Origin of the sequence: Psychrobacter sp. NPDC064578, assembly GCF_044901245.1 — a bacterium.
GTDB classification, from domain to species: Bacteria; Pseudomonadota; Gammaproteobacteria; order Pseudomonadales; family Moraxellaceae; genus Psychrobacter; species Psychrobacter cibarius_C.
On the sequence record NZ_JBJDPI010000005.1, the window covers coordinates 152,620 to 170,443 of the forward strand.

11 protein-coding genes and 1 pseudogene are annotated in these 17,824 nt (G+C 42.5%); 5 read left to right on the top strand and 7 right to left on the bottom strand.

Going from position 1 to position 17,824, the window contains the following annotated elements:
- Nucleotides 1-450: 450 nt before the first annotated feature.
- The gene (locus tag ACI2JM_RS07645; RefSeq protein ID WP_055124860.1) at nt 451-1,104 is read right to left on the bottom strand and encodes an OmpA family protein; all 654 of its coding nucleotides are present in this window, start codon (nt 1,102-1,104) and stop codon (nt 451-453) included.
- 351 nt (nt 1,105-1,455) lie between these two features.
- Between ACI2JM_RS07645 and ACI2JM_RS07650 the strand changes: the two genes are divergently transcribed.
- The 5 genes from ACI2JM_RS07650 (at nt 1,456) to minE (ending at nt 6,381) form a co-directional block, all read left to right on the top strand.
- Complete coding sequence (locus tag ACI2JM_RS07650) at nt 1,456-2,418, top strand: acyltransferase (protein ID WP_404643319.1); 963 nt, start codon at nt 1,456-1,458, stop codon at nt 2,416-2,418.
- A 340-nt stretch (nt 2,419-2,758) separates the two neighbouring features.
- Nucleotides 2,759-3,820 carry a hypothetical protein gene (locus ACI2JM_RS07655; protein WP_404643461.1) on the top strand — a complete coding sequence of 354 codons (1,062 nt, stop codon included), beginning with the start codon at nt 2,759-2,761 and terminating at the stop codon, nt 3,818-3,820.
- A gap of 126 nt (nt 3,821-3,946) precedes the next feature.
- A complete protein-coding gene (gene minC, locus ACI2JM_RS07660; RefSeq protein ID WP_404643321.1) occupies nt 3,947-4,825 on the top strand; it encodes a septum site-determining protein MinC in 879 nt (292 codons plus the stop codon).
- Nucleotides 4,826-5,275: 450 nt separating this feature from the next.
- Nucleotides 5,276-6,091, top strand: coding sequence for a septum site-determining protein MinD (gene minD / locus ACI2JM_RS07665; protein WP_045444058.1), 816 nt, complete (start codon nt 5,276-5,278; stop codon nt 6,089-6,091).
- Nucleotides 6,091-6,381, top strand: a complete 291-nt coding sequence (minE, locus tag ACI2JM_RS07670; RefSeq protein ID WP_404643324.1) for a cell division topological specificity factor MinE — start codon at nt 6,091-6,093, stop codon at nt 6,379-6,381. Before minD ends, minE begins: the two co-directional genes overlap by 1 nt.
- Before the next feature lie 109 nt (nt 6,382-6,490).
- Here minE and ACI2JM_RS07675 read toward each other — a convergent pair whose 3' ends face one another.
- From ACI2JM_RS07675 to ACI2JM_RS07700, 6 genes and pseudogenes are all read right to left on the bottom strand, one after another.
- Nucleotides 6,491-7,018: a cytochrome b gene (locus ACI2JM_RS07675; protein ID WP_404643326.1), complete on the bottom strand. Its 528-nt coding sequence runs from the start codon at nt 7,016-7,018 to the stop codon at nt 6,491-6,493.
- Between the two features lie 146 nt (nt 7,019-7,164).
- Nucleotides 7,165-7,680, bottom strand: coding sequence for a hypothetical protein (locus tag ACI2JM_RS07680; RefSeq protein ID WP_404643328.1), 516 nt, complete (start codon nt 7,678-7,680; stop codon nt 7,165-7,167).
- 17 nt (nt 7,681-7,697) lie between these two features.
- Nucleotides 7,698-8,702 (bottom strand): chemotaxis protein CheB, encoded by a 1,005-nt coding sequence (locus ACI2JM_RS07685; protein WP_404643330.1) that lies wholly within the window; start codon nt 8,700-8,702, stop codon nt 7,698-7,700.
- Nucleotides 8,692-15,600, bottom strand: a complete 6,909-nt coding sequence (locus tag ACI2JM_RS07690) for an Hpt domain-containing protein (protein WP_404643332.1) — start codon at nt 15,598-15,600, stop codon at nt 8,692-8,694. Before ACI2JM_RS07690 ends, ACI2JM_RS07685 begins: the two co-directional genes overlap by 11 nt.
- Before the next feature lie 30 nt (nt 15,601-15,630).
- Nucleotides 15,631-16,605: a CheR family methyltransferase gene (locus ACI2JM_RS07695; RefSeq protein ID WP_404643334.1), complete on the bottom strand. Its 975-nt coding sequence runs from the start codon at nt 16,603-16,605 to the stop codon at nt 15,631-15,633.
- 99 nt (nt 16,606-16,704) lie between these two features.
- A pseudogene (locus ACI2JM_RS07700) lies at nt 16,705-17,778 on the bottom strand (methyl-accepting chemotaxis protein); the annotation flags it as partial.
- Nucleotides 17,779-17,824: the final 46 nt, after the last annotated feature.

Sequence of the window (17,824 nt, forward strand, 5' to 3'; positions counted from 1 at the left end):
GAATAAAGAGCATTAGGGCATATCCTCATTTTAAATAATGCTGATAAAAATGAGATAAATGACAATCAAAGGAGAAAAACAGCACACATAATATCAAGATATTGACCAGAATTTGATACTATTAGACAAAATTTAGCTATTTTTGGTCCATTTAGAACAGCCTCAAATGAACTGACAACCTACCCTAGTATCGCCACAATAACAAAGCTTTGTAAATTATAGTGTTATTGATAATCATTATCAATATTTAATTAATATTAATATAACCATTTAGCTAACGATTGTTTTATAAATAAAAGTACCAAAAATATTTTAAATTGATTTGAAGCTAACGGAATCCTAATACATAAAATCATTTTGAATTTCAAATCTAAATATCAGGCATAAAAAAAGGCCAGTTTATCACTGACCTTTTTCAACACTATAATGACAGCTAAAACATCATATGAATTAACGTACGTTGTTTGGCGCATTGATGGTTAATTCAACACGGCGGTTTTGCTGACGACCATACTCGGTGCTGTTATCAGCAACTGGACGAGACTCACCATAAGCGACGACATTGATACGGCTAGAAGCCACACCGCGTGCGCTTAAATAGTTCGCTACTGCGTAAGCACGATCGCGTGACAGTTTCATGTTATAAGCATCAGAACCTTTGCTATCAGTATGACCAGCAACCGTTATCGTGTTTTGGTTATATTCATTTAGCGTTGATGCAAGCTTATCAAGCGTTGGTCTAAATGATGGGTTTAAAGACGCATCATCAAATGAGAACGTGATGTTGCCTGGCATTACTAGGTCAATATTACCATTCGCATTTGGCGTAACGGTTACACCCGTACCAGCCATTTGCTGCTCAAGCTGCTTGGCTTGACGCTCCATGTAGTAACCAACACCAGCACCCAAAGCTGCGCCAATCGCGGCATCACGACCTGTGTTATCACCACCTGTTGCTTTTGAAATTGCGCCGCCGCCTAAAGCACCTGCCAATGTACCAATAGCAGTTTTGTTCAAGCGTTGTTGTCCAGTATTTGGATCAGTAGCACAACCGCTAAGAGCTAGACCTGACGCTACTGCTGCAATCATTAATGTATTACGCATAATATTTCCTCTTAAGTTTAAAAAATTATAGACAAAGTGTGCTTTTTATAAATATTTTCTGTTAATTCCATCTACATGCTTAATATACACTCGTCATTATTATGGCAATTACAATCTAATCATGTGTAATATTTTGTCACACCTGTGTATGAGAAGTGCAGAATAATTTAATGAGACTTTCACAATGACTGGATACCTTTGTATTCTCACTGTTAACTACCCATTAGCGCAAGGTGTTATCACAAGTCACGTTTACACTCGTACACTCTGAACCGTTTCTGCTAAAATTGTGCAATAAAACTGGCAATGAATCATTTATATACTAATAAGACTGACCGAAAAGGATTTAGCATGCGATTGACATCTACTATTCGAAAAATACACGAACGCAACCCTAAATTAGGCAAAGCCGTTTCACTTGCGACAGCGACTGGGGTTATTGCAGCCAACAGCTTCGGTGGTAGTATTCCCTTATGGTTAATGGGTGTCGGCAAAGTCATCACTGGTGCTCCTATCGCAGACAAAGCGGTCATCAAAATCGCGACTTATTGGATCAGTAGCAACAGTGCCTTGATCGATGACATGTTGCCACGTAAAGATTGGCGCATCAGCTTACCCGATGACGTTCACATCAATGGCAAATATTTGCTGGTCAGCAACCATCAGTCTTGGGTCGATACCAGTATCGTGCAGTACATTAGTGAAAAACGCTTGCCATTGACACGGTTTTTTACCAAATTTGAACTGATTTACATTCCGATTGTGGGTCAAGCCTTTTACTTTTTAGACTTCCCAATGATGCGTCGGCATTCTAAAGAAGCCGTCGCTAAAAACCCTGCTCTACAAGGCAAAGACATCGAAGAAGCCAAACGCGCCTGTGCCCTGTTAAAAGACAAACCTTTTACTTTGTTAAATTACTTAGAAGGCACGCGTTTCACCAAAGCCAAACATGCAAAGCAACAGTCTCCTTATACTCATTTATTGAAGCCACGGGCAGGCGGCCTATCTTTAGCCATTAACGCGCTAGGCGAAGACATCGATGGCATGCTAGATATGACCATCGTTTATCCTGATGGTGTGCCGAGTTATAGTGATTTGTGGAAAGGCAACATCAAGCGTTTGGGCGTCGATGTGCGTTATATTGAGATGCCTGATGCATTATTTAACAATATTAAAAATGGTGGTTACGAAACTGATGACGCGGTAAAATCACAAATGTTTGATTGGGTAGAGCAAATTTGGCAGCAAAAAGATCAGCGTATTACCGATATGTTGGCTGAGTTTGAAACAAACCCTAAAGCTCCGAGCGCTTAGAGACATCGTTAACAGAGCAACGGCATACAACAGTGAATTGCTTTAAGTCGTTTTTAAACTACGATTGAGCGCTGTTGTTTAAAATGCTAATGCTAGATGTCAATTTGTAAATGCCGATTCGTACATGCTGACTGTAAACCCCAACTCATAAATGATAATGCGTAATTATAATGAAAGATGGGTTGTTTTTTGGCTCTATTCATTGATAATGTGAATAGTCATGAGCCCATGACTTTTTGACCGTTAGTGACTTGATAGCCCTGTACTATTTGAGCCGCTTGTTTTTCGTGCTATTTATCATTTATAAGGTTTGACTGTGCCCGCTTCCTCTTCTACTAGCCTGCCTCTAGACTCAGCGCCTGTATCCCATCAGCCGCCTGATAATACGCTGCCACCGCCAAACCGACCAACGCTAAATCGCTTAAAACTCACTTACGATATCGTGATGATTATTGCCATCAGTATCGATCTATTATTGATTAGTATTGATGCTATCTTGATGAGTAGCTTTAGTAGCAATGCCGCAGGATGGCTCAGTATTAGCGATGCTCTCAACTGGTATCAAAATACCTTACATGAGCCTTTGCGTACCGCTGGTGGATTTTTTACCCTATTTTTGATCTTTGAGCTACTGCTACGTTGGGCGATTGCGATTAAACAAAACGTCTACTATCGCTGGTTCTTTTTTCCTTTTGTACATTGGTATGAAGTATTGGGGTGCTTTCCGCAGCTGCGTGCCTTACGTTTATTCCGAGCGGTCATCATTGGGCGACGCTTATACCAGCTTGGTTACCAAGTGCTGCCGCAGCCATGGATCAATCGGATTAGGTTCTATATCGACTTATTATTAGAAGAGCTATCCGACCGCGTCATATTGACAACTATCCAAAACTTTCGGCAGCAACTGACCGATCCTAAAACGCATAAATCTTTTATTGAATCAACGATAACTCATAATCGTAACGAGATTGAGGCAGCAGTGCTGTCGATACTGCGCACAGAGTTAGCACCAAAACTGCAGGAGTTGACGGCAGTATCAGGTGGCGGCAGTATATTAGCCAGCGAGATGGGCAATGCTATTGAAGAGGGTTTGGCCAATACGCCTGAGCTGCGTCGCTACCTACGCATGATACCGATTGCCGGTAGCTTGATTGAATCACAGCTGCAACACGTCGGTCACAATATAGGTGAAAACGTCGTTTACGCACTGAATAAACGCCTTCTAGACCCCGAACGCCTCGATTCATTGATGGTAGCGATTGCCAACGGCATTGCCAGTATCGATACGGATAATACTGCGTTAGATACTTTGATTTCGAGTATCATTGATGACAGTTTGACAGAATTTGAAGCGCAGGTAAAAGTGCAGCAGTGGAAGCATCAAGAGATGCTTCATCTATAATCCATACTGCTAATAGCACGCCCTACCTAAAAAACATTAGGCTTGGCAAGCAAATGAATGGTATGACTCGATAATAAAAACAACACCGTGAATACAGTGACAGAATTATCTCTTGAGGATTTATATATGACAGTTTCAGACAACGACAGCCAAGGCTCGAGCGCCGCGCCAGCATTACCAGCATTGGCATTTTATGGCAAGATGCTGACTTTTTCACGTTTGCAATTTAGCACAGATGATTTAAGCGAGATAGACGCCCAGCTTGCCGCAACGCTTAGTAATAAATCTAGTAACATCCCTATCCTTATCGATAGCGAGGTTGAACAAGATCTCTCAGCATTGGTAGAGCTTTTATGGTCGTGGGGCTTACAACCTATTGGCGTCGTGACTGGCACACTAGATGCGCAAGCCCGTGAGCAGCGATTGGCCATCTTCCCTGCTGATGGCAAACGTATTGAGCGTATATTACCTAGCAAGAAAGCTGCAACTCAAGTGAGTAAAGCTCCCGATGATAGACATACAGAATCAGCCAGCACCAATTCAACCAGTACCAATTCAACCAGTACCAATTCAGACAGTAACAATGATACTGCAGCCATAAGCGAGTCAAACACAGAAACAACGATAGCAACCACCACAGCAGAGACATTGGTGAGCGCTGAGCATATTACCAGCCTAATTTACGATCAAATGCTACGTTCAGGACAAAGCCTGAATCACGTGGGCGGTGATTTGATTTTGACCAATAGTGTCAATAGCGGGGCGGAAGCGATTACCGATAATAGCTTGCACGTTTACGGTCGTGCCCAAGGTCGCTTGGTTGCTGGCGCTACTGGTGACAAGGATGCTCGTATTTTTTGTCAAGTTTTTAACCCTTCTTTGGTGTCAGTGGCAGGAACTTATTGCTTACGAGACAACTTACCTGAGCACGTGATTGACAAATCTGTACAAGTAAGATTTGTAGAAGGTGAAGGCTTAGTATTTACGGTAATGGATGACGCTTAAATCTTTTGCCGCTAACAACAATAGATGCGTCCGTGATTTTTATAAATGTAAACAGGCTAAGCCGATTTTCATCATATATGACGCTTATCAAAAAACGTTTATTAGAAAATCTCAATAGTAAACGTTTAAACAGCGCATTTAATATTATAGTAAGTTTATTTAACAAAACTGTTCTATGATGAATCGCTAGCTCTGCCACTATCTACACTACTCGTCAGCGTCTATTTTATTATTCACAATAGGCAATATTGACCAGCAAATTCTAGGTAGCACCGCTTTGTGATCCATATATAAGCTGTTTTTCTGCTTTACTATGGACGTGCTATAAATTTTTGTTTATTTATGCTAGGCTACCTTCGCAGGTAGTGTATATATAGCATGTGAATAATGTGCAATTGCGCTATTTTTTTATATAAAAGATATCCCATTGATTCATAGGAGTGTGCCATTGTGGCGAAGATAGTTGTAATCACTTCAGGTAAAGGCGGTGTGGGCAAAACCACGACAAGTGCCTCTTTTGCCGCAGGTTTAGCATTGCGTGGCTATAAGACAGTCGTTATCGATTTTGATGTGGGTCTACGTAATCTAGACTTAATCATGGGTTGTGAAAACCGAATTGTTTATGATTTTGTTGATGTCATCACTGGTAGCGCACGCTTGTCGCAAGCACTGGTCAAAGACAAACAACTTGAAAACTTGTACATCCTACCCGCCAGTCAAACGCGTGATAAAGACGCCCTGACAGACGAAGGGGTGGCAGAGGTTATGTCTGAGCTGTCTAAGCAGTTCGACTATATTATCTGTGATTCACCAGCTGGTATTGAGCGCGGTGCACAACTCGCCATGTATCATGCTGATGAAGCAATCATCGTCACTAACCCTGAGATTTCTTCAGTGCGTGACTCAGACCGTATTATCGGTATTTTGCAAAGCCAGACCAAAAAGGTTGAAGAAAACCAAGGCTCTGTACGTGAGCATTTGATTATTACTCGTTATAATGCTGAGCGTGCAGCAGCCAACGAGATGATGGACATTGATACCATTTCAAATGATATCCTAAAAGTTCCATTACTTGGGGTTGTTCCTGAAAGTCACTCAGTGCTTGAAGCATCTAACCATGGTGAGCCTGTCATTCATTATACCGATTCAGTTGCTGGTCAATGTTATGATGACATCGTCGCCCGCTTCTTAGGTGAAGAACGCCCACTACGTCATATTGACGTGAAGAAAAAGAGTCTATTACAGCGCTGGTTTGGAGGTCAATGATGACGAAGAAAAAAGGATTTTGGAGTAGCCTATTTGGTAATGACGACAGTGGTAGCGCAGGTAGCGCTAATATGGCTACTGAGCGTCTTAAGGTTATCGTCGCGAGCGAAAATCGCTTAAACAACCGCTTAACAGCTGATCGTATCGAAAAAATGAAACGTGAGATTTTAGAAGTGGTCAACAAATATGTCAATGGCGTACAGATTGATGATGTGAATATCAATCATCGTTCTGAGGACAGCCTAGACGTATTAGAGATGAATATCAGTCTACCTGAACACAAAAAATAAGCGCTGTCTTAGAAAAACAAAAAAGCCCTAAGTATCATCACTTAGGGCTTTTTTATATTGCATGAAATAGTAGGTTTACCTATAGCAGCCTACGATTATTTTGATACTATTATTTTATACGCGCTATTAAATTGTCTTTTTTGACAAACTGATGATATAGAGCAGCAACGATATGAATAAGTGTGAAGGCAATAATGGTCGGCCAAATAATATCAGTATGCAGGTCATTATAAAAGCGTGCCAACCCTCTATCTGGTGTGACAAATACAGGGATTTGAAACAAGCCAAAAATATCGACGGGGCGTCCACCATAAACGGACATCAGCAAACCAGCTATTGGCATTGCAATTAATAAAGCATATAAGCCAAAATGCGACAGTTTAGAGGCTAATAACTGCCACTTTGGCATCGGTACAGGTGGCGGCGCCTTAATAAATACACGATTAAGCACCCGTGCTATCATCCAACATAACAAACTAATACCAAACGCTTTATGCAACCCAATATAAAGATTGTTATCCAAATTATCGTACAACAGAATCATTATCCACGTAACCAACAGTAAAACTGCACTGATCCAGTGAAATATCCGGCTGCTGACTGGCCACTTTGACACATTTGAATTGGTACTATTCATGAGCTGTCCTATTACCCTCATCACTAATTATCTATCATCAATGTTATAGACAAAACAACCACTCATTCAACGATTAGCAATCATCAAAGTAATTGGATAACCCTATTTCTCTGATAGTGAAAAATAATCCTGATATAAGCAAGAAGCTAACTGTCTAAATCGACCAATTGATGCGCAATTTTGTCTAAGTCGGGCACCAAATAAGCCTTATCATCAATCATAACCGTTTGGAAAAGATAGGATAGCATAACGTTTTCATCAAAAGGTAGGGCTGTTTTGTCGCTGTCTATATTATCGGCATGCTTAGGGCTGTTAAATTGCTCAGGAACGTCGATATCTTTGACCTCAGAAATACGCACTTGTCGGTGGTGCAGCTCGCCTGCCGTTTGTAAAGCTAAACGATGATCGGTAGTATTGCCCTCTAATACAATCATGGTATCTGGCATTTGATCCTGTGATAGCAGATGACATACTACTATCTTTTGCTGCTGCCATTCATAGGTTGCCGTGCGCTCATTATAATCATCCACACTCAAAATCAGGCTGCTTGGAATAAGCCAGTCAGGTTGGTCAAATGCTGGCACAATAGTGACATCAAGCATACCGTTATTCGTGGTCAGTAAACTCACTGCCTCAAACGAATGTTTCAAAATTTGTTTCATACATCGCTCACAATCAGTTAATGCAAAGAGGCTACTACTAATCTTTCATCAATATAATCTGTTAGTTTTTGTGCTAAATCTGCTGGACTGCCAATAAAACCACAATACCCTGAATCAATAATCGACTGAGGTTGACTTGGGCAAGCGCTTGAGCTGGGATCTTGTACCCACAATTGACTGTTGTTTTCTTGAATGAGATCCAGATACTGCGAACCATCATTACCCATGCCGGAAAATATAATATTGATAAGCTCGCTACCATAAACGTCGCTGGTGTTTTTGAGAATCTGACCAATCGCGGGCTTATACTCACCCTCCCAAGCTTGCTCTAGCAATATGACTCGACCGGTAGAGTCACAAACAATCTGTTTATCAATAGGAGCTATAAGACACTGTCCTGCTCTTAAACGCTGCGAAGAAGTAATTACCTGACAATGCCAGTCATTATGGCGATTCAGGATGCGTGGCAGTGTGCCAATCATCGTTTTATTAAAATGGTGCGCCAGCAAAATACACACCGGTAGCGTCGCCGACAAGTTATCCAAAAATTCTTTTATAGCACTCGGCCCACCCATAGAAGCACCCAAAAATACTACGTAGCGCCAGTCTGCATCAGCATTATCAGGTTTGTGCACGGGTGCATCCATTAAAACGGGTAATGCCAGCATATGTGCCAGCTTACGCTTTAATTTGCGCTGCCATTTGGCATATTGCGGCGCTTCATTTAGATAAGGTGCTTGACTAAAACCCACCAACACTGCAGCAGGTTTAGATGCCGTGGTCGCGGCTACCACACTGTCGTCGTAATCACTATCTATTAGCCAGATGTCAATCGAGGTATCAGAGCGCCCCTGTTTTTCTTGCAGTTGCGCCCGTGACATACAGCCAACAAGGCTAAAACCACAACTGCGTACAGTATCTGAAAAGGCCATACGCTGATGATGGTCTTCTGCCACTACCATCACCTTAATATCATCCTTGTTTTTTCCTCTTAGCGCCAAAACACGTGCATTATCCTTCATAAGTTAAGCTGACCTTTTGACCCAGTATGTGCTGGATTTTATTAAGTAGCTCTTGTTCTTGGAATGGCTTACCCATGTAATCATTCACACCAATTTCCAGTGCACGCTCACGATGCTTTTCACCTGTACGTGATGTGATCATGATGATTGGGATATGTTGTAAGCGCTTGCTGTGTCTCACTTGAGTAGCCACCTCGAAACCATCCATACGTGGCATCTCAATGTCGAGCAATATCATGTCTGGTATCATGTCTTGTAATATCTCAATCGCATCGATACCATCTTTTGCCACGGCCACAGTAAACCCTTGGCGCTCTAAGAAACGTGACGTCACTTTACGTACGGTAACAGAGTCATCAACCACTAAAATAGTAGACTTAAACTCTAAACGACTCCGTTTAGAATCAGCAGATTGCGAGATATTTTTGACCAACTGCGCATTACGCATCAAAGCAATCAGGTCTAAGATAAGCATTACTGAACCATCGCCCATGATAGTCGCTGCTGAAATACCTGGTAGATTCGATAACTGTTGTCCTAGAGGTTTGACCACGACTTCGATACGTGACCCTGCAATCTGATCAACCTGCAATGCAATATTCTGTCCGCTACGATTCTTAATGATAATGAGTGGCAAACTGGTATTGGTATTAACGACCAGCTCATTCAGTTCGTTGCCTGACAAAATCTCATTTAAATAACGCACTCGATAATCAACATCTTCAAAGTTCAACGTTGCATCGCCTGACTGGTAATAGTCATAAAGCTTCTCTGGATTAATCCGTACCACACGCTCAATCTGTACCAAAGGTATCGCATAATAACGATCCGCAGCACGCACAACCAATGCATCAGATACCGCAACCGTCAGTGGTAAGCGCATCGTAAAGCGTGAGCCTTTGCCCAGCTCTGAAACAACTGATACAGCGCCACCTAATTGACGAATCTCGCTGATGACCACGTCCATGCCCACGCCACGTCCAGAAATCTGCGTCACTTGCTTACTGGTACTCAATCCAGCATGGAAAATATACTGCATGATATCAAGATCTGTTAGGCTATTATCATTTGCATCAATCAAGCCTTGAGAAATGGCTTTGTTACGAACGGCTTCTACATCGATGCCGCGACCGTCATCTATTAACTGAATGACAATCTCACTACCTTCTCGATTTACCTCAAGAGTAATACGCCCACTACGCTCTTTACCTGCTTTTAAACGCGTTGAGGTGTTTTCGATACCATGATCGACGGCGTTACGGAGCATATGTTCAAGCGGTGAAGTGATGCGCTCTAGAATGGTTCTATCCATCTCATCATCGGCATTGATGATCGTTAATTCAACAGATTTATTCAGCTCATTGGCAGTTTGTCGTACAATACGCTCAAGACGTGGCGTTAAGCGCGTAAACGGCACCATACGCGAATTCATAAGCCCATCTTGTAACTCGGTCTGTGTACGAGACAGCTGTAACAAAAGGCTTTCACTGTCTCGTGTTTTTTCTAATAAGGTATGATTAATATCAATCAAATCTGAGGCTGACTCTGTCAAAGATTTGGATAACTGATTTAAAGAAGAATATTGATCCATCTCTAGAGGGTCAAACCCTTCATGATTAATCAGCTCATCGTCTATCTGCGACAAGATCTGCGCCTCAAGCTCGATTTCCATTCGACGTAACTGATCAGCCAAGCGCTGTACCGTAATACCCATATCTTCGATACTATTGGTCAAGCTACTCATGCCCATATCGATACGAGCACGGTTGATGGCTGACTCACCAGACAAGTTAATCATATGCTCGATCAAACCACCTGAGATACGAATCATCTCATTATTATTGGCACTCTGATCTTCCTCACCCGTACTGCTGAGCATAGAAGGCATCTCGCTAATATCTTTTGCCAGATACTGTGAGTCTTGCTGTTCTCTAGCAATAAAGAGCGCTTCATGCTGCGATTGTAGGGATTCTTTAGGGATTTGCTTTAAGCTGTCAGGATTTTTACTAAATTGCTGCAATGCCTCAATCAATAGCGCAGGCGTCGGTGGATTGACATGTTGTCTAAGGATAGAGATCGCATCAGCAAGCCAGTCATGACTGGCAACCAGCAACTCCAATACTTTTTTGGTAGCAGGACGACGATTATCTACAAAATCTGTATAAACCGATTCCATTTCATGTGCCAGATCAGCGATACCAGCTGCGGTGACCATTCGTGCGCCACCTTTGATGGTATGCAAATCACGCTGCAATGCCTGTAATGCTGTCGTATTATTGATATCTTTTAAGAACAGTTGCAGATACTTATTACGATTGGTGAGCTCTTCAGCTTCTTCTAAAAACACCGACAATATATCAGGATCTGGCAAACCATTCGCCCATGACTGTTTAATCATCATGTCTAGGCTCAAGGTATCAGATACGTCAGCACTGAGGTGAGCGTTGTTAGCCACCCTACTTTGTATTTCAGGTTCGAAGTGGGTTTTCGGTATAGGTATGATTAGCTCTACCGTTTCTGGCAAGGCTTGGGCTTTTACAAACTGTTGTAGTTGCTCAATCAGCGCTGAGGCAAAAAATGATTTTTTATGATTTACGATATGCAGTACTTGCAACGACATTGTGTCTTGCACTATTTGCATTATTTCAAGCCATTGTGCTGTCGGTATTCTTCTATTTTCTACGAATGCTTCATAGACACTTTCAGCTTCATGGGTCAGATCACCAATACTACGAATACCTGCCATTCGCGCACCACCTTTGATAGTGTGCAGATGGCGCTGTAAAACTTTTAGCGCATTTATATTGCTGATATCAGTACGCCACTTATTAAAACTCTCATCCAGCGCGGCATCAAGCTCTTGAGCTTCTTCTAAAAATATCTCTAATAGCTCAGCATCAGTATCAATAGATTCAAGCTGTAGCTCAGGTGCTGCAACGGCTCTCACGACAAAGACACTCTCATCACCATTGCTATCATCGTCTTGGTAAATACGTTGTAGATCTTTAATAACTTGTTGGTCAATCTTCAATGACGTGCTACCAGCCAACGCGTCGAACAAACCAACCAATTGAGCATGACCAGCGTGTAAAACCGCTTGGGTATCGATATTTCTTGCTGTATCAATATTATTTTTCAAATAGGCATAAGCGTGACCCAACTCATTAAGAATAAAAGTGAATTTTGGAAACGCTTCTGCTTTATTGGCTAAGTAAGCTATTTGCGATATTTGCTGCGATATATAGCCCTGAACATGTGCTGTCTCAGAATGATTAAGTGCGTCATCTAACTCCCACTCAGCATCCAATAGTTCATCAATATTATTATCTAACAACTGCTCTATCGTTGGTTTGTTATCAGCCGTGACCTTATCATCGCTAATGACGTATTGCTCACCAAGCATGGCTTGCAATGAGGCTATGTCTTGCTGACTTTGTGCATCTTCGATCGATATATTTTGCGGCTGAACGTTTTGCTTGTAGTTGTTTAAATAACCGTCCATTAGCGTAGCAGACTTCGCCAATGCTTCTAGATGTTGAGCATTCATCGCAGTATCTTGCTGCTGTAGTAGCTCTAAGCTATGCTCTATCGTTGCGCTAACCTCGCTGATCGCTGCTAAAGCACTAGAACCTGAAGCCCCTCGCAAGGTATGGAATGCGCGTACAATCTCATCCGTCACTTCAATATAAGACTGATCTTGATGCTCATCAACGAATTGGTCAATATCTTGCAATAGTCCTTCTGCTTCGTCGATAAAAATCTCACAAAACATTTTTTCTTCTTCGCTTTGCGGTGCTAAATAAATAGGCGCTTCTGCTATCATTTCATTGACAGAATTAATCGTCTGCAGCGTGGTATCTATCGCTGTATTAAGATTATCTTGGGTAGGGCTATGCTCATCAATAGCAGGCGACAGTACTGACGCTTGGATGGTCTCATCCTCAGAACTATTTGATGCTTGCTCATACAAGGCAGAATAGCTAAATTCGTACCCTTGCTGTTTGCTATAAGCATTGGCGCATGCGATCCATAAAGGCACCATCGCTGGATAATTTTGGCTGTCATTTCCAAATACTGTTAGCATCGCAGGATAGGCAGCTAGCACATCGGCAATAAGCTGACGCATATCTGCTGAGACAGTCACACTATGATCCAAAATGCGATTAAGCATATTTTCTATAGCCCAAGCCAGCTCAGCAGTATAATTTGCACCGACCATACGACCGGAACCTTTTAAGGTATGGAACCCTCGACGAATATCCACCAATCCGCTTGAGTCAGCTGGCAATAATCGCCAATCTTCATATAAAGGTACAATCTCAGCCAATACTTCATCAGCTTCTTCTAAGAATATCTCTTTAATATCAGGATCGGCATCATGAGCATCTGCCGCTAGCTGCTCGGTTTCTTGCATAAAGGGTTCGAGTATCGCTGGAATATCAATAGCAGATAAGGAAGCAACAGCAGTGCTCTTTGTACTGTCAGCAGTTGTCTCGTTTGACTCATTGCTCATGTCGAGAGCAGTTAGCAGTTCAGCATCATCATCGAATGGAGGCGATAGTTCTAATGCTGAGTCTGAATCAGCAGTGACAGCATCTAATATGGTCAGCCCAGCATTGATAGGTTGCTGTGTCATGAGATTATGGCTTTGTAGAATAGTAATAGCAGGATCAAAGCTTGGAGATTGTTGCGCTTCAAAATCTACCACTAATGCTGGTAGCCGTTTTGCCGTATCCATTACCAGATTTACGACTTCATCTGTGACAGGCAGCGTCTTATCTAACAGACGATTGAGCAGATTTTCGATTGACCATGCCATCTCGCTGATGCTAAAAGCCCCAACCATACGTCCTGAGCCTTTTAAGGTATGGAACCCTCTACGCACTTCAGTGAGTGGGGTTAAATCCTTTGAATCTTGCTGCCAAATAGGTAAAAAGTCTTCTAAATCAGCAATGACTTCCGTCACCTCTTCGATAAAGATGTCACGAATCTCTGCGTCCATCTCAAAATTATCAGGCTTAACTTGCTCACGAGCACGCGTTAATGCGTCACTCTCAGTACTATCACCATCAGCCGTATCTTGCCCTACCACACGCTCATTATCTACATCAGTCAAAGCTTGGTTAGCAACATCATTTTGACTATTAACAGGAGCAATCTCGCCACTATCATCGTAACGCAATACGTTGGTCGCTACGGATTTTTGGGTAAGGAAAGTGTCTTTAATGGTCTCTGGCGATGCAATATAATGAGTAAGAAGTTGGGCGGCCGTCGCAGTATACTCATTTGCCCGCATTAATAGCTGCTGGTCAAAAACCTGCTGTGCAAGGTAGTCAAGCAACAATTCAATAGACGTTAGCCCTTCAGCCAATGCCTGAGTCACATCCCAACTGAGTACGTCAATCTCATGAATGGTCAATTGTGTAAATATGCTTGCCATATCATTCATGGTTTGACGAATTGATGGCAATCCCATGTCGGCAAAAGCATCACCAATATCGGTAAAATCAGCAGCAATGGGCAGTAAGTCAATGTCTTGACGCTGTACATATTCATGGAAGCTTTGTTTGACATCTTCTACCGCGATGCGCAGCTCACGTAAACTTCCACCAACGGAAGCCGTCGCAGGACTTTCTTCCGACTGCGTTTCAATATCTTCAAACGTTGCAGACAATGTCGTAAAAGAAGCGGCATCCCCTATCTTGAGAGATATCGTCTGTTCGGTATGATAGATAGCGTTATATAGCTCTTGAAGCTGACGCTCAATCTGCCATTGTTCTTGCGCAAACCCTGTTTCTGATGATAGAGCCTGCTCTATGTCTGTAACAGTTGCATGTATTTGCGACACGTAATAAGTCCAACCTCGACCTTCGAGTTGACTTTGTATTTTCTGTAAAGGAATGAGAAGCGTGTCTGGCTTATCCAAAGTAAAGATAAGTGTCTCAAGCTCGCTGAGTATACGTGGTAAAAAACGTGATCCCATTGGCGACGTTTGCGACAAATCATTTAGGAGTGACTGAGTGCGCTTGCTACTTTGAGCAAGGCTATTTAGTTCAATATACACCCTTATGATTAAGCTTCGAATAACGCTTGATGATAACTCAGCTTGCTGAGTGCGAGACTCTATTACTTGATCCAGCTGACTTAGCAATGACGCATAATGCTCAGGTAATGGGGTATCATTATGAGCAAGGTCATTTAGCCACAGTTCCGTTAAGTACCAAAGGCGTTGTAAGTCATCATGTTGAGTGGTCTGCCATAAGTATTGGCTGACTCTTTCTAGTGTAGCCAATAAGGACGGTTGATTGGTATTGGCACCCAATAACGCTTGTACTTGCTGTCGCCAAACCAGTAATAATTGTTGATAGTGATAATCAGCTAAATGCGTCGCCGTTCTATTCGCCGGCATCATCACTTCGATGCTATTGATACCATCGATAATATGATCATCGATAGCATGATTATTTAGATTCTTATGCTGAGTATTCGCCAAGCTGACCGAGATATCTGGCGCTACCCCCAGTTTCGCTAGCGCTTGAGTAAGCTCGTCAGCAGCATTATCAATTAAAATGGTGTTGTGATTACCCATACCTGCGTATTGATTCAATTCACGCTGTAGCAAGCGATGAGAAAACTGACCAATGCGGCGGTCGTTAGCAGAAATACGATCGCGACTACTCACGTCTGCCAGCAAGCTCAGTTTATTGGCAAGATCTGCTAACAAATTAAGGCGAATCATCGTTAGCGCGCCGCCAACCTGATGATAATGTTGCACCATCTGATCGTAATAAGTGCTATCAGCGTCTAACTGCCAGCCATCAGATATCTGTGATAATTGCTGATTAAACAGTGGTAATAACCACTCAAGCGTCACTATGTCATTGGGCTGGTTTTTCATAGGGTTATCCTAGCTTGTCTAGGCACTAATCTAGACATTAATTTTTTGCCACACATTAACCTGTGGGTGCGCAATACGGCGCATATTTGAAGGACGCCAAAACAACGCCTCACCTGGAGCCAATATAATATATCCACCTAACGCACACTGCTCTGATAGCCTTGCCAAAATATCACGCTGATCAAACTTGCGAAAATATAGCAGCATATTTTGACAGATAATGACATGCTGAAGGTGCGAAGTGGGTGGTTTTTGCTCAATAATATTGTGTAAAGCGAAGCTAACATAGCGTCGTAACATTGGCGCAATCTGCCAGTCGGTCTGAGTGCCAGTCATCGCCTTTTTTGCGGTAGACACCTTATAAAAATGCGATTGACTGATATCACACTTAGCTCGCCATGGCTGAACGAACTGCTGGCACAGGTCTGGAATTAACGACTGCTGCCGCTTATCATACTGCCCTAGTCGTGCTTTTGTAATGGCTTGTTGGCTAACATCAGTACCCAATATCGTATAATTAATCAATTGTTCAGAAGCCAAGCTCATCGCCAATGACCATGTTTCTTGTCCACTGGCACAACCAACACTCCAAATGCGAAATAAATCATTAGCATCATTGTTGTGACCACGATCAGTACTAGTGGCAGTAAGCTGCTGGCGCTGATGCTGTAATGCACACTTTGTGACAAAATCGATAGAAGGCATATGGCGAAAAAAACGACTTTCGTGAATCAGTACTTTATCCAATAACTGCTGACGTATTTCATCATTCTTTGGTAGTTGACACCACAGCTTTTCAACTGTCAATCCATGTGATAATGCCGTGTGCTCAATTGCATTTATCAACCATTGCAGCTGGACATTGGGTAGAACGAAACCAATCTCTTGTTCTATATATCGCTGCCACTGCTGCACATCAAAACTGTCTGTTTGCAGCAGACCCTTAATCAACGAGGGTTTGACTGCTTTGATAGAATTGCTGTCTGGTTGAGTAAAATTATTCACGTCACCTGCTATAGTCACTGCTGCAAATCATCGTATCTGCACAGTATATTATTAACACATTAATTTAAAAAAGGTCAGTGGTCTAACACCTACTTGTCATTACACATTTGCTGATAACGCTTCTTCGGTATCCAACATCTCATTTTCTAGTAGCTCATCATCGTTTGATACTTTAAAACCAGTGACTGACTCTTGCAATGCTGCAGCCATTTCGCTCAGCTCACCAATAGAGCGCGCGGTTGCCATTGTGCCAGAAGAGGTCTGTGAGGTAATATCTTGAATAATATTCATCGTATGGGAGATGTGACCAGCAGATTCGGCCTGCTGCAAAGCGGCGTTTGAGATGTTTTGAATCAAGTCAGCCAAGGTATTAGAAACGCTCTGCACTTCTTCTAGGGCTTCACCAGCATCTTTTGCCAAGCGTGCACCGCGCACAACTTCAGAGGTCGTCGATTCCATTGACATAACCGCTTCGTTGGTATCTGCCTGAATGGTTTTTACCAAGGTTTCAATCTGTTTGGTAGCGTTAGCTGAACGCTCAGCAAGACGTTGGACTTCATCAGCAACGACCGCAAAGCCTCGACCGGCCTCACCTGCCATCGATGCCTGAATAGCAGCATTCAATGCCAAAACGTTGGTCTGGTCAGCAATATCATTAATCAAACCAACGATATCACCAATTTCTTGCGAAGACTCACCAAGACGCTTGATACGTTTTGAGGTCTCTTGAATCTGATCACGAATCACGTTCATACCTTCAATAGAGCGCTGTACAACTTCCGCTCCATTATGAGAGATAGCTACTGAGCGCTGAGCAACAGTCGCTGATTCTGAAGCGTTGTTCGAAACTTGGTCAATCGATACTGTCATCTCATTAATAGCCGCTGATACACCAGCAATTTCTTGTGCTTGGTGCTCAGATGCTTCAGCAAGTTCGACTGCATTCATCTGTGTTTGGTCTGAAGACTGCGAAACGCGGTCAGCCGTGTTGTTAATAACCAAAACCAATTGACGTAATTGGTCAATCGCAAAGTTCACTGAGTCAGCAATTGCCCCAGTAAAATCTTCTGATACGGTGGCATTAACCGTCAAATCACCTTCTGCTAAATCACCCAATTCATCAAGTAAACGTAGAATAGCAATCTGGTTACGTTCGTTTTCTTCTTGAATTTGACGCGCTCGCTCAGATTCCGCTTCTGCTTCCTGACGACGACGCAAG